General features: G+C 50.6%; 13 protein-coding genes and 1 tRNA gene. All 14 read left to right on the top strand.

The window, feature by feature from the left end; all coding sequences use genetic code 11:
• Positions 1–126, top strand: a 126-nt coding sequence (gene tuf / locus PHH49_00390) for an elongation factor Tu (protein MDD5487413.1), incomplete at its 5' end; no start/stop codon positions are given.
• A gap of 74 nt (positions 127–200) precedes the next feature.
• The gene (rpmG, locus tag PHH49_00385) at positions 201–371 is read left to right on the top strand and encodes a 50S ribosomal protein L33 (protein ID MDD5487412.1); all 171 of its coding nucleotides are present in this window, start codon (positions 201–203) and stop codon (positions 369–371) included.
• Positions 370–445 (top strand) — tRNA-Trp (locus PHH49_00380). Before rpmG ends, PHH49_00380 begins: the two co-directional genes overlap by 2 nt.
• 99 nt (positions 446–544) lie before the next feature.
• Positions 545–736: a preprotein translocase subunit SecE gene (gene secE / locus PHH49_00375; GenBank protein ID MDD5487411.1), complete on the top strand. Its 192-nt coding sequence runs from the start codon at positions 545–547 to the stop codon at positions 734–736.
• A complete protein-coding gene (gene nusG, locus PHH49_00370; protein ID MDD5487410.1) occupies positions 736–1,269 on the top strand; it encodes a transcription termination/antitermination protein NusG in 534 nt (177 codons plus the stop codon). Before secE ends, nusG begins: the two co-directional genes overlap by 1 nt.
• A 19-nt stretch (positions 1,270–1,288) precedes the next feature.
• Positions 1,289–1,717, top strand: a complete 429-nt coding sequence (gene rplK, locus PHH49_00365) for a 50S ribosomal protein L11 (GenBank protein MDD5487409.1) — start codon at positions 1,289–1,291, stop codon at positions 1,715–1,717.
• 31 nt (positions 1,718–1,748) lie between these two features.
• Positions 1,749–2,441: a 50S ribosomal protein L1 gene (gene rplA / locus PHH49_00360; GenBank protein ID MDD5487408.1), complete on the top strand. Its 693-nt coding sequence runs from the start codon at positions 1,749–1,751 to the stop codon at positions 2,439–2,441.
• Complete coding sequence (gene rplJ, locus PHH49_00355) at positions 2,413–2,991, top strand: 50S ribosomal protein L10 (protein MDD5487407.1); 579 nt, start codon at positions 2,413–2,415, stop codon at positions 2,989–2,991. Before rplA ends, rplJ begins: the two co-directional genes overlap by 29 nt.
• Positions 2,992–3,084: 93 nt before the next feature.
• Positions 3,085–3,453: a 50S ribosomal protein L7/L12 gene (rplL, locus tag PHH49_00350; GenBank protein MDD5487406.1), complete on the top strand. Its 369-nt coding sequence runs from the start codon at positions 3,085–3,087 to the stop codon at positions 3,451–3,453.
• A gap of 110 nt (positions 3,454–3,563) precedes the next feature.
• A complete protein-coding gene (rpoB, locus tag PHH49_00345) occupies positions 3,564–7,277 on the top strand; it encodes a DNA-directed RNA polymerase subunit beta (GenBank protein ID MDD5487405.1) in 3,714 nt (1,237 codons plus the stop codon).
• Positions 7,278–7,290: 13 nt separating this feature from the next.
• A complete protein-coding gene (rpoC, locus tag PHH49_00340) occupies positions 7,291–11,343 on the top strand; it encodes a DNA-directed RNA polymerase subunit beta' (protein MDD5487404.1) in 4,053 nt (1,350 codons plus the stop codon).
• Positions 11,344–11,360: 17 nt separating this feature from the next.
• A complete protein-coding gene (rpsL, locus tag PHH49_00335) occupies positions 11,361–11,735 on the top strand; it encodes a 30S ribosomal protein S12 (protein ID MDD5487403.1) in 375 nt (124 codons plus the stop codon).
• 18 nt (positions 11,736–11,753) lie between these two features.
• Complete coding sequence (gene rpsG, locus PHH49_00330; GenBank protein ID MDD5487402.1) at positions 11,754–12,224, top strand: 30S ribosomal protein S7; 471 nt, start codon at positions 11,754–11,756, stop codon at positions 12,222–12,224.
• Positions 12,225–12,268: 44 nt separating this feature from the next.
• A complete protein-coding gene (fusA, locus tag PHH49_00325) occupies positions 12,269–14,338 on the top strand; it encodes an elongation factor G (protein MDD5487401.1) in 2,070 nt (689 codons plus the stop codon).

Raw genomic sequence — 14,338 nt, 5'->3', positions numbered from 1 at the left:
GGCGACAACGTATCGATAGAAGTAGAGCTTATAACGCCGGTAGCGCTGGAGAAAGAGCTCAGGTTCGCCATAAGGGAAGGCGGACGTACGGTAGGAGCGGGTGTAATATCAGAGATACTGGCATAAAATAAATGATCTTGACTGGCCCGTGAAGCACGAAAGCGACACGGGCCAAAAAATACCATACATGGAGTGGCAACATGGCCAAGAAAAAAGATGTAGTTGAGATAATAGCCTTACAGTGCGAGACCTGCAAAAGGCGCAATTACTCTACGACGAAGAACAGGAAGAACAGTCCTGACAGACTTGAGGTAAATAAATTCTGCAAGTATGACAGGAAACATACTGTTCACAAGGAAGTCAAGCGTTAGGAGAGTAGCTCAATTGGCAGAGCACCGGTCTCCAAAACCGGGGGTTGCAGGTTCGAGGCCTGTCTCTCCTGCCATGGAAACAGCCTGCTTGCTGTTGCGAGTGGTAGGATATAGGGTGTGCTCGGGTTATGTGGAGATAGATATATAGGAAAGATAACCGAAAAAGGTATAAGATGGTTGGAATAACTAGATTCCTGAGTGATGTCAAGACCGAGATGAAAAAAGTGGCGTGGCCGTCAAGGGACGAACTTATCAGTTCGACAGTGGTGGTCCTTGTGTCGGTGTTGTTGCTGGCGATCTTTATCGGCATCTGTGACGTGATCTTGTCACGCGTGATCCATCTCCTAATAGGCGGGGTATTCTAATGGCAAAAAAATGGTATGTGGTCCATACTCTTACGGGTAAAGAACTTTCCGCCAAGAAAGCTCTGGAGAACAGGCTAAAGAACGATCCCGCGAGCAAGGAATTCATAAGCAGTATACTTATTCCCACGGAGAAGGTCGCGGAGGTCAGGCAGGGGGAGAAAAGGATATCCGAACGTAAATTCTTTCCTGGATATATTCTCGTGGAGATGGAGCTTAACGATAAAAGCTGGTACGTTGTAAAGAACACTCCGGGTGTGTCGGGTTTCGTGGGTACGCGTACTCGGCCGGTACCTCTCGCGGATGAAGAAGTGAGCGAGATAATAGACCAGACAAAAGAAGCGAAGGCCAAACCGGTACCAAAGGTACTTTTCAAGGAAGGCGAGGCCGTAAGGGTCAAAGAAGGGCCTTTCAAGAATTTCACCGGTACCGTGGAAGAGGCGAACCTGGAAAAAGGTCGTATAAAAGTGATGATATCCATATTCGGCAGGCCTACACCGGTCGATCTGGAGGCATGGCAGATCGAAAGAATTTAATGTAAAGGGGTTCAGCAAAATGGCGAAAAAACTCAAGACCAAAATAAAACTTTATTGTCCGGGTGGACAGGCGAACCCGGCACCTCCCGTAGGTCCCGCTCTTGGGCAACATGGGATACCCATAATGGATTTTTGTAAACAGTTCAACGAACGCACCAAGGACAGACAGGGCTTGGTGCTCCCCGTTGTTATAAGCCTTTATGAAGACAGGACTTTTGACTTTATTATTAAAAGCCCGCCGGCGAGCGTGCTATTGAAGAAGGCGGCCGGGCTTGCCAAGGCCAGTGGCAACCCTAAAGCGGAAAAAGTGGGTAAGGTCACGCTTGAACAGGTAAAACAGATAGCGAAAGATAAGATGGAGGACCTTAACGCTGTTGATATAGATAACGCCGTAAAGATCATAAAAGGGTCCGCCCGCAGCATGGGCATAGAAGTTGTTGAGGAATGATACCTAAATAACATCAATCAGGAGATGATACATGGCCAGGTTAACTAAGAGAGCTAAAGCGATGAACGAGCTAGTCAAGGAAGTGAAAGAGCTCGGGATCAAGGAAGCCATCGCTATTTTGAAGAAAGCGCCTGCTACGAAGTTCGACCAGACAGTGGAAGTAGCGCTGCACCTTAATGTGGACCAGGCGACGGTGCCCATAAGAGGTACTGTTACGCTGCCACATGGTACGGGCAAGAAGACCCGTGTAGCGGTATTCTGCAAGGGAGATTTCGTGGAAAAAGCGCAAAGTGCCGGAGCGGATTTCGTGGGCGGGGACGACCTTCTGAAAAAGGTATCCGAAGGATGGCTGGATTTCGATGTAGCTGTTACCACTCCCGATATGATGAAGGATCTCGCTAAACTGGGCAAGGTGCTGGGTCCCAGGGGCCTCATGCCCAACCCTAAGTCGGGTACGGTCACGACCGAGATAGCCAAAGCGGTAAAAGAGCTTAAAGCGGGTAAGATAGAATACAGGATGGATAAACAATCCGGAGTAACAGGTCCGGTAGGCAAGCTTTCTTTCAGCGAGGAAGCTCTCATGGACAATGTAACGGCATTCGTCCGATCCGTGATCATGAGCAGTCCGAAACTGCAGAAGGGTCAGAACGTGAAGTCCATCTCGATAAGTTCCACTATGGGGCCGGGGATAAAGCTTGAAAAGAACCAGTTCAGGGAAGGATAGGATCATGGTCGATAAATACGGGAAAAAAGTAAGGGAAAAGATGCTTAATGAGGTCAAGACCATCTTGACCGATAACAAGGGCTTCTTTGTGGCCAGCCTGGAAAACATTAAGGCGTCCGAGATAGATGTTCTCAGAAAGCAAATGAAACGCTCCGGGTCCAAGTATGTGGTCATCAAGAACCGCATAACGCGCTTAGCGCTCAAGGAAATGGGCATTGATGGGCTTGACGGGACTTTGAACGACAAAAAGATGCTTGGGTTAGGGGTTATATCGGAAGAACCCGTGAAGATCGCCAAGATAATGGTGGAGTTCTCGAAGCAGAATAAAGGTTTTGTTGTATCCAGAGGGTACCTGGACGGACAGGTGCTGGAGGGTGCAAGGATAAAGGAGCTTTCTGAATTGCCGGGACGCGAACAGCTCATAGCTATGGTGCTCGGCACGATGAACGCGCCTATAACCGGATTTGTCAGCGTTCTATCCGGTGTTTTAAGGAGTCTTTTATACGCGATAAACGCTGTAAAAGATAAAAAGGAAGAAAGCGATAAATAAGGAGGACATGAGATGACAGAGGAACAGAAAAAACAAGAAGAGGCTACCGCGGTCGCTGAAGAGACCAAGCCTAAGGTGAAGCTTTCCGCCAAGATGGAAGAGATGATCGGCACGATAGAGGGTATGACCGTGCTTGAGCTCTCCGATCTGGTTAAAGCCCTTGAAGACAAGTTCGGCGTATCCGCCGCGGCTCCCGCGGTAGCGATAGCCGGTGGCGCTGCTCCCGCGGCTGCTGCGGCTGAAGAAGAAAAGACCATATTCACGGTCGTTCTGGCCTCAGCTGGCGACAAGAAGATCAACGTTATCAAGGAAGTAAGAGCTTTGACCAATCTTGGCCTTAAGGAAGCGAAAGACCTTGTAGAATCGGCTCCGAAAGAAATAGCGGAGAACGTCACCAAGGAAGAAGCCGAAAAGATGAAGAAGCAGCTGGAAGCAGCTGGCGCCAAGATCGAGCTGAAATAACCGTAAAGTTATTTCCTTGGGGGTCATGCTCCGATCCAAGGGTAGCTTGGCCCGTGGATGTGCGGTATGAATGACGTTGATACCGAAAAAAATAGGAGAAGTGATAAACAATGGCTGTTGCAGTCCAGCGCCAAAGTTATGCCAGGTTGAAGGATATATTTGATATCCCGAACCTCATAAAGATCCAGATAGATTCTTACGCGGAATTCCTGCAGAAGGACGCCCCGAAGACCAAGAGAGAGAACAAGGGGATGGAAGCCCTTTTCAGGGAAGTGTTCCCGATAGTCAGTCAGGACGGGAAATACCGTCTGGAGTACCTTTATTACGAGATAAAGGAACCCAAGTATGACATCGAAGAATGCAAGAGAAGGTCTTTGACCTTCGCGGCACCGCTGAGGATCAAATTGCGCCTTAAGCTCGAGACCGAGATGAAGGAGCAGGAGGTCTATGTGGGAGAGGTCCCGCTAATGACCGATATCGGGACCTACATAATCAACGGGGATGAGAGGGTAGTGGTAAGCCAGCTGCATCGTTCTCCGGGCATATCTTTCGAGGAAAGTTCCTCGACGGGCGGCAAGTCCATCTTCTCCGCTAGGCTGATCCCCGACAGAGGGGCATGGATAGAGTTCCTTTTTGACAAGAGCGATCTTCTGTATGTGTACATCGACAGGAAAAGGAAGTTCCTCGCGACCACGTTCCTTCGCATTTTTGGATTGTCCCGGGATGAAGAGATCCTGAAGGCGTTCGGCGGAGTGGAACCCGTTACCTTGACCCGGCAAAAACAGTGTGAAGACCTCGTAGGAAGAGTGCTTGCCGAGGATATAGTCGACGAGGAATCATCATCCATAATAGCCCAGCATACGGAAAAGATAACGTCATCCGTAGCAGAGCGCATCTGGAGAAGCAAGGTGCGCGAGATAAAACTGCTACAGGACATACCCAAGGAGATAATCAAGACCCTCGAGCATGACGGGACGAAGACCAGGGAAGAAGCGTATCTTGAGGTGTACAGGAAATTAAGACCGGGCGATCCTCCGACGCTTGAATCGGCGCAGGACCTCATAAACGAGATGTTCTTCGATGAAAAGCGGTATGATCTTACCGAGGTCGGTGTGCGGATGATCAACCGCAAGCTTAATCTGGACCGTCCTCTTAGCGCGCGGCTTTTGGACTCCGGGGTGCTTGTAAGGGCCATAAACACGCTTCTGGAAATAAAAGCCGGGACTAAGAGCATAGACGATATCGACCATCTGGGTAACAGACGCGTAAGATGTGTGGGCGAACAGCTGATGAACCAGATACGTATATCCATGGCAAGGGTCGAAAGGGTGGCCAAGGAAAGAATGAGCGTGTACGAGATGGAGGATGTAATGCCCCATAATCTCGTGAACACGAAGCTTATTACAAGTGTTATCCATGATTTTTTCGCGCGCGGCAGGCTTTCCCAGTTCATGGACCAGACAAACCCGTTGGCGGAACTTACTCATCTAAGGAGGCTCAGTGCCCTCGGGCCGGGAGGCCTGAACAGGGAAAGAGCCGGGTTCGAGGTCAGGGACGTGCATTATTCCCACTACGGCAGGCTTTGTCCCATTGAAACCCCGGAAGGTCCGAACATAGGTCTTATCAACTCTTTGAGCACGTATTCCGGTGTGGACAGGTTCGGATTCCTGGTCACTCCTTACAGAAAGGTCCAGAACGGTCGCGTCCTGGATGATGTAGAGTACCTTTCAGCCGATATTGAGGATAATTACATCATAGCGCAGGCCAACAGTGAACTTGACGGCAAAGGACATTTCAAGAGCGATAAAGTGTTCTCCAGGTTCAAGGATGATTTTATCGTCGCTGACGTAAAGGATGTCCAGTACATGGATGTATCTCCTTTGCAGCTCGTAAGCGTATGCGCGGGACTTATACCGTTCCTGGAACATGATGACGCCAACAGGGCGCTCATGGGATCGAACATGCAACGCCAGGCAGTACCTCTTCTCTTCCCCGAAGCGCCGCTCGTAGGCACGGGACTTGAGTATCGTTCGGCCAGGGATTCCGGCGCCGTGGTAATAGCCAAAAGGGGTGGGAAAATATCCAAGGTGGACGCTTTGGAGGTTGTAATAGGTACGGACAGGTATAAGTTAAAGAAATTCCAGAGGACCAACGCACGGACATGTGTTAACCAGAGACCTATCGTTAAGCTGGGTGACTCCGTGAACGAAGGCGATATATTAGCCGATGGTATAGCCACGGAAGATGGAGAACTCGCGCTGGGCAGGAACGTGCTGGCGGGATTCATGTCGTGGAGAGGTTACAATTTTGAGGATGCCATACTCATCAGCGAGAAATTGCTTAAGGAAGACGCGTATACATCCATACATATACATCGTTTTGAATGCGAGGCCAGGGATACCCGGCTTGGTAACGAGGAGATAACCCGTGACATACCTAACGTAGGCGATGACGCGCTCAAGAACCTGGACGAGAGCGGCATAATACGGATGGGGGCGGAAGTGGGCCCGGGCAGCATACTGGTCGGTAAAGTGGCGCCTAAATCGGAGACCGAACTTTCCCCGGAAGAGAAGCTTTTGCGCGCCATATTCGGCGAAAAAGCGGGTGACGTCAAGGATGTCTCTTTAAGAGTACCTTCCGGAGTGAACGGTATAATAGTCGATGTCAAAGAGCTTTCCAGGAAGAACAGGAAGACCCTGACGAAAGAGCAGCGTAAGCAGGACAATAAGGAGCTGAAGATAGTCAAAGAGGGGTATAACAACATACTTGCCAGCCTTGAGGAAAGAAAAGCCGAGAGGGTGCACCAGAAACTGGTGGGCAAGAAGCTGATGAACGACCTGGAAGATGTCGATACGGGTAAGCCGCTGATCAAGGCAGGGAAGATCGTTGCCGAGAGCGACCTCGACAAGTTCAAGAAAGCGGACCTTGAAAGTATATACGTGGAGAACGATGAAAAGCTCCAGGCCAAGATAAACAACATCGTAATGACCATAAATGGCCAGATAGAGCAGACCATGTCCGAGATGGACCGGGACCTGGACAGGATAAAACACGGTGACGAGCTTCCTCCTGGGGTGCTCAGGAGGATAACGGTATATGTCGCCAGCAAGAAAAAGCTGCAGGCCGGGGACAAGATGGCCGGGCGCCACGGGAACAAGGGTGTTATCGCGAAGATATTGCCCGTGGAGGACATGCCGTATCTGCCGGATGGAACGCCGCTTGATATCGTGCTGAACCCGCTTGGTGTACCCAGCCGTATGAATATCGGTCAGCTTCTGGAGACACAGCTTGGATGGGCGGCAAAGGTGCTGGGATGCAAATTCACGACGCCTGTGTTCGACGGCGCCAGGGAAACGGATATCAGTAAGGCCATGGAGAGGGCCAAACTGCCTGTCTCGGGTAAGATAACGCTCCGGGACGGATATACGGGTAAGGAGTTCGATCAGCCTGTGACCGTTGGATACATATATATGATGAAGCTCGCGCATCTGGCCGACGATAAAATGCACGCCAGGTCCATAGGCCCGTATTCTCTGGTGACCCAGCAGCCACTCGGTGGTAAGGCACAGTTCGGAGGCCAGAGATTCGGGGAAATGGAAGTCTGGGCCCTAGAGGCTTATGGCGCGGCATATACGCTACAGGAACTATTGACGGTAAAAAGTGACGATGTCGTGGGACGAACCAAGATATACGAGACGATAGTCAAGGGCGAGAATATGCTTGAACCAAGTACACCGGAGTCGTTCAACGTTCTCATTAAAGAGCTTCAGAGTCTGGCTCTTGACGTTCAGTTGGAACAGAACGAGAAACCGGAACAGGCATAGGGGAGTAAATAATATGTTGCGCAAAGTGAATAAGTTCGATACAGTTCGCATACAGATAGCTTCTCCGGATAAGATAAAGGAATGGGCTACGCGTAAGGTAGGTAATCGTACTATCATGTTCGAGGTAAAAAAACCCGAAACGATAAATTACCGTACGCTTAAGCCTGAGAGGGATGGCCTTTTTTGTGAGAGGATATTCGGGCCTACCCGGGATTATGAATGTAACTGTGGCAAATATAAGCGGATAAAGCATAAGGGTATAATATGTGACCGTTGTGGCGTCGAGGTGACCAAGTCCAGCGTGCGTCGGGAAAGAATGGGATGCATAAAACTGGCCGCGCCGGTATCACATGTATGGTTCTTCAAGGCTATACCTTCAAGGATGGCAAATCTGCTTGATATGAAGATGAGGGATCTCGAAAGGGTGCTTTATTACGAGCAATATGTTGTGATCGACCAGGGTGACACGCCTCTCAAGGTACAGGAGATGTTGACCGAGGACCAGTATGTGGAGGCCCGGGAGAAGTATGGCAGCAAATTCAAGGCTATGATGGGCGCGGAAGCGGTAAGGGAACTTCTCCGGCAGCTTGACCTTGATACCATAGCCGCGGACCTTATGGCCAAAATGGCCGAGAAGAAGGACCTTAATACCAGGAACCGGCTAATGAAGAGGCTGAAGGTCGTGGAAACCTTCAGACGCAGCGGGAACGACGCTGAATGGATGATATTGGACATGATACCCGTTATACCGCCGGACCTTCGGCCGCTTGTGCCTCTTGAGGGAGGGCGTTTCGCTACCAGTGACCTTAACGATCTTTACAGGCGCGTGATAAACAGGAACAACCGTCTGAAAAAACTTCTGGAGCTTAAGGCTCCTGAGGTCATCGTGCGCAACGAGAAAAGAATGCTCCAGGAGGCTGTTGACGCGCTTTTTGATAACGGAAGGCACGGGCGTGAGGTGGTAGGCTCCGGTGGACGTCCGCTCAAGTCCCTGGCAGACATGCTCAAGGGTAAACAGGGTCGTTTTCGCCAGAACCTTCTTGGTAAGAGGGTGGACTATTCAGGCAGGAGCGTTATAGTTATAGGGCCTGAACTCAAGCTGCATGAGTGCGGTCTGCCTAAGGTGATGGCGCTCGAGCTTTACCAGCCGTTCATAATAAGGAAACTGAGAGATAAAGGGTTCGTACACACGATAAAGAGCGCCAAGAAGATGGTCCAGCAGGAGAACCCCGAAGTATGGGACATCCTTGACGAGGTCATCAAGGATCATCCGGTGCTTCTCAACAGGGCCCCAACACTCCACAGGCTCGGGATACAGGCTTTCCAGCCGAGGCTTATCGAGGGTAAGGCCATAAGGATACATCCGTTGGTCTGTGCCGCGTTCAACGCGGACTTTGACGGGGACCAGATGGCCGTACATCTTCCGCTTTCCATGGAAGCCCAGATGGAAGCAAGGCTCATAATGAACGCTTCTAATAACATATTCTCACCCGCTAATGGAAGACCGATCTCCACGCCTTCGCAGGATATAGTCCTGGGCGCTTATTACCTGACCAAGCAAAGTGTCGGGGCGAAGGGCGAGGGGATGATGTTCGGTAGCGAGGACGAGTGTATCATGGCGTACCAGAACGAGCAGGTGGATAAGCACGCCAAGATCAAGGTGCGTATAAAGGGTGAGACCATCGAGACCACGGTTGGACGGGTACTTTTCAACAAGATCCTCCCCGACGATCTACCTTACTATAACGAGCCCATGAACAAGAAGAAGGTCAGCGATGTTATTTCCGAATGCTACTCGGTCAAAGGGCATCTTGAGACCGTTAATCTCCTGGACAGGCTGAAAAAGCTGGGTTTTGAGGAATCGACCCTTTCCGGAGCGTCGATGTCGGTGTCTGACCTCAGCGTACCGGCAGAAAAGGCTAAAAAGATAGAGAGCGCGCAGGCGGAAGTTGACAAGATAGTGAGCCAGTACCAGAGAGGGTTCATTACCGACGGTGAAAGATACAATAAGATCATAGATATATGGACCCACGTTACGGAAGACGTATCCAACATGGTGTTCAGGAATCTCGACAGTTTCAATCCCGTGTTCATGATGGCGGATTCCGGTGCTAGAGGTTCCAGGCAACAGATCAGGCAGCTGGCGGGGATGAGGGGCCTTATGGCCAAACCTTCCGGGGAGATCATAGAAACGCCTATCACGGCTAACTTCCGTGAAGGTCTTACTGTGCTTGAATACTTCATATCCACTCACGGCGCGCGTAAAGGGTTGGCGGATACCGCCTTAAAGACGGCGGATTCCGGATACCTGACCAGGAGGCTGGTAGACGTGGCCCAGGACATGATAATCCGTGAGATAGATTGCGGTACTTTGAACGGCATAACGGTAAGTGCTATCATAGAGGGCGACGAAGTGGTCGTTCCGCTGGCCGAGAGGATATCCGGACGTGTCGCGTTGGACAACATAGCGGATCCGCTTACGGGAGAAGTGATCATAAAGGCCGGCGAGATGATAGAGCAGGAACAGGCACAGAAGATAGAGAAAATACCCATGCTTGAGACCATGCGTATACGCAGTGTGCTTACCTGTGAGTCGGACAGCGGCATATGCGCTAAGTGTTACGGCAAGAACCTGGCGACCGGGAAACTGGCCGAGATAGGTGAGGCGGTAGGTATAATCGCCGCCCAGTCCATTGGTGAGCCGGGTACACAGCTCACAATGAGAACGTTCCACATAGGTGGTACCGCGTCCAGGACCATTGAGCAATCGTTCTATCAGGCCAAAGAGGATGGTTTTATCAGGTACCACAACCTCAAGGTGGTAGAGAGCAGGACACCAGGTGTGTTCGTCGTGCTTAACAGGAACGGACAGATAAGCATAGACCAGTCCGACGGCAGGGAGATCGAGAAACAGATCGTCCTGCAAGGTTCGTACCTTTCCTACAAGGACGGCGACCCCATCAAGAAAAAGGCCAAATACGCCGAATGGGACCCGTACACCGTTCCGATATTGACGGAAATAGAGGGTACGGTACAGTTCGAGGATATCAAAAAAGACGTTACCATGAAGATAGAAATAGACGAGGCTACGGGCGTGCAGAACGTAGTTGTGATAGACCAGAAAGAGGACTATCATCCTCAGATACTTATCATAAACAGCAAGAACGAGGTTGAGGCCATATACCCGCTTCCGGTAGGCGCTCATATAGCCGTGAAGGATAAACAGGAAGTAAGGGCCGGCGACGTGCTAGCCAAGACTCACCGTGTTATGACCAAAACGAAGGATATCACGGGTGGTCTACCCAGGGTAGCGGAGCTTTTTGAGGCCCGTAAACCCAAGGACCCGTCGATAATAAGTGAAATAGACGGTGTCGTGGAGTTCGGCGAGTCCAAGAAGGGCCAGAAGAGGATAGTCGTTGAGAGCGAGTCCGGTATGCGTAAAGAATACGTTATACCGCACGGAAAACATCTCAATGTGTATCGTGGGGACAGGGTAACGGCGGGTGAGCAGCTCGTGGACGGTCCTATCGTCCCGCAGGATATTCTCAGGGTGTCTGGAGAAAAAGCACTTCAGCAGTATCTCCTGAACGAGGTCCAGGAAGTATACCGCCTCCAGGGTGTGCAGATAAATGATAAACACATAGAGGTAATAATAAAACAGATGCTCCGTACGGTCGTGATCACCGAGTCGGGGGATACTGAGTTCCTTATGGGAGACAAGGTTGAAAGGCAGATATTCAAGAGAGCCAATGAGGCCGCGCTGAAGAAAAAGAAGAAACCGGCCAAAGCCGAACCGATACTCCAGGGCATAACCAAGGCGTCGCTGACCACGGAAAGTTTCATCTCGGCCGCCAGCTTCCAGGAGACCACAAGAGTCCTTACGGAAGCGGCTTCCGCGGGTAAGATAGATAACCTTGAGGGGCTTAAAGAGAACATAATAATGGGTCACCTGATACCCGCGGGTACAGGATATGATATCCATCGTAAAATAGACCTGGACAGGGAGATCCTGAAGATCGAAGTGAAGGAACCTGAAAAAGAAACAGTGGAAAGTACCGAAGAATAAAAAGGAAAAGGGAAGATATGCCTACGATCAATCAGTTAGTGCGAAAAGGAAGACGGGTAGTGAAGAGCAAGAGCAAGTCGCCGGCGCTGCAGAGCTGCCCACAGAGACGGGGTGTGTGTTTGCAGGTAAAGACGCGTACACCCAAAAAGCCGAACTCGGCTCTAAGAAAAGTAGCCCGTGTTCGTTTGACGAACAACATAGAGGTCACGGCCTATATCCCCGGCGAAGGGCATAACCTGCAGGAACACTCCATAGTCACTATACGCGGAGGCAGGGTAAAGGACCTTCCGGGCGTTAGGTATCACATTGTTAGGGGAACGCTTGACGCTTCAGGAGTCGAAGCCCGCAGGCGCAGCAGGTCGAAATACGGAGCAAAGAAACCAAAACAGTAAAGAAGAACAGGGAGTAACATGAGAAGGCGTCGAGCTGAAAGAAGAAAACCATCACCCGATCCCAAATATGGCAGCAAGGTACTTGGGAAGTTCATTAATATGGTAATGGAAAGAGGGAAGAAGTCCACGGCGGAACAGATAGTGTACGGTGCGCTGGATATGATACGCGAGAAGGTCACCGGGAAAGAACCGCTGGATGTTTTCCTTCAGGCGTTGGAGAACTCGCGTCCGCTCCTGGAAGTCAAATCCAGGAGGATAGGAGGGGCTACATACCAGGTCCCGCTGGAAGTACCTATGGATCGCGGTCAGTTCATAGCCATGAGGTGGATGAGGGATTTCGCGCGCGCGCAGAAAGGCCGTCCCATGAAGGACAGGCTTGCGGATGAGATCATAAGTGCTTATAAGAACGAGGGTTCCACGATCAAGAAAAGAGAAGATACCCACAAGATGGCCGAGGCCAACAAGGCCTTCGCCCATTTCAAGTGGTAATATCGCAACTTGTGAAAAACCAAGAGAAAAGAGTTGAAAGAGAAATGGACGAGATCAGTAAATTACGAAATATCGGCATTATCGCGCATATAGACGCGGGGAAAACGACCGTAACAGAACGTATACTTTTTCATACCGGGAAGACCTATAAGATAGGCGAGGTGCATGAAGGTACCGCGGTCATGGACTGGATGGAACAGGAACAGGAAAGAGGTATTACCATAAACAGCGCTGTAACCACATGTTCCTGGAAAGATAAGAAAATAAACATAATCGATACCCCCGGGCACGTTGATTTCACGATAGAGGTCGAAAGGTCCCTGAAGGTGCTCGATGGTACACTCGTGGTGTTCTGCGCGGTAGGTGGAGTACAGCCTCAGACCGAGACGGTGTGGCGTCAGGCAGACCACTATGAAGTGCCGAAGATCGCGCTGATCAACAAGATAGACCGTGTGGGAGCGGATTTCTACAAGGTCATAATCGACATGCATAAAAAACTGGCGGCGAACGCTAACCCCTTGCAGATACCCATAGGCAAAGAGGATGACTTCAGGGGAGTCATAGATCTTATAACATGTAAGGCGTATATGTTCGGGGAAAAAGGCGATCTGGGCGAGATGGTGGAAACAGAGATCCCGGACGACATGAAGGACATAACAAGCCACTGGAGGCACAATCTCATCGAGAAGCTGGCGGATGTTGATCCTGAAGCCGAGGACATGTACCTTATGGACCAGGGAATATATCCCGACAAACTGCGGGAGATAATACGCCGGGCTACAATAAAGAACGTTTTTGTTCCCGTGCTTTGCGGATCAGCCCTGAAGAACAAAGGTATCAAGTTAGTGTTGGACGCGGTGAACGAATATCTGCCGTCGCCCGAGGACGTAAAGATGCCGAAGGCCATAAATCCCAAGAACGACCAGCCGGTCGAGATAATCCCGGAAGAGAAAAGACCTTTGTGCGCGTACGCGTATAAGATAATGACGGACCCGTTCGTTGGGACGATAACATTCGCCAGGATATACCAGGGAAAAATGGAATCCGGCACGTATGTTTATAACTCCACGACGGAGAAAAAAGAGAGAATAGGGCAGCTCTTGAAGATGCACGCCGCGCAGCGCGAAATGGTGCAGAACGGCGGTCCCGGGGATATCATAGGTATCGTGGGGCTTAAGAACACCGCCACGGCGCATACACTTTGCTCCCAGGACCATCCTGTGTCGCTGGAACGTATCAAATATCCTGATCCGGTAATATCCATGTCGATCGAGCCCAAGACCCGCATCGACCAGGACAAGATGGGTGAAGCCCTGAGAAAACTTGAAAGCGAAGATCCGTCATTCCAGGTAAGATACAACGAAGAGACCGGACAGACATTGATAAGCGGTATGGGTGAGCTCCACCTCGAGATAATAATCGACAGGCTATTAAGAGAGTTCAAGGTCGGCGCTACGGTCGGCAGCCCGCAGGTCGCGTACAGAGAGACCATAAAAAACAAGGTTGAGGCCACCGGGAAGTTCATACAACAGAGTGGTGGGCGTGGTCAGTACGGGCATGTTGAGCTCATAGTCGAGCCGTCAGAACCCGGCGAGGGGATAGTCTTTGAGGAGAAAATAAAAGGTGGCAGCATCCCCAGGGAATATTTCAAGGCGATCTCACAGGGTGTAACGGCAGCCGCAAAGACCGGTGTCCTGGCGGGATATCCGGTAACGGATGTAAAGGTAACACTCTATGATGGATCGTACCACGATGTGGATTCCTCGGAAATGGCGTTCAGTAACGCCGCCGGCATAGGGCTCCGGGAAGGTCTGCGTAAAGCGGGCGCTGTGCTGCTTGAGCCTATTATGGACCTGGAGGTCACGACACCGGACGAGTATCTGGGAGATGTTATTGGAGATATGAACATGCGCAGGATAAAGGTCACGAATATCGAACAGCACGGCAGCACGAAGATAATAAACGGCGAAGCGCCTCTTGCGCAGATGTTCGGATATGCCACGGCATTAAGAAGCTTGACACAGGGGCGTGCTACGTATACAATGGAGCCTTCTTTTTACAAAGAAGTGCCTAGGGATATAATGGATAAGATAATTACAGGTAAGGTAAAATAA

The sequence above is a fragment of the Candidatus Omnitrophota bacterium genome (assembly GCA_028715965.1).
Classification (GTDB): domain Bacteria; phylum Omnitrophota; class Gorgyraeia; order Tantalellales; family Tantalellaceae; genus JAQUQS01.
The sequence above is the reverse complement of the archived record's forward strand: the minus strand, read 5'-3'. Positions and strand labels throughout refer to the sequence as shown.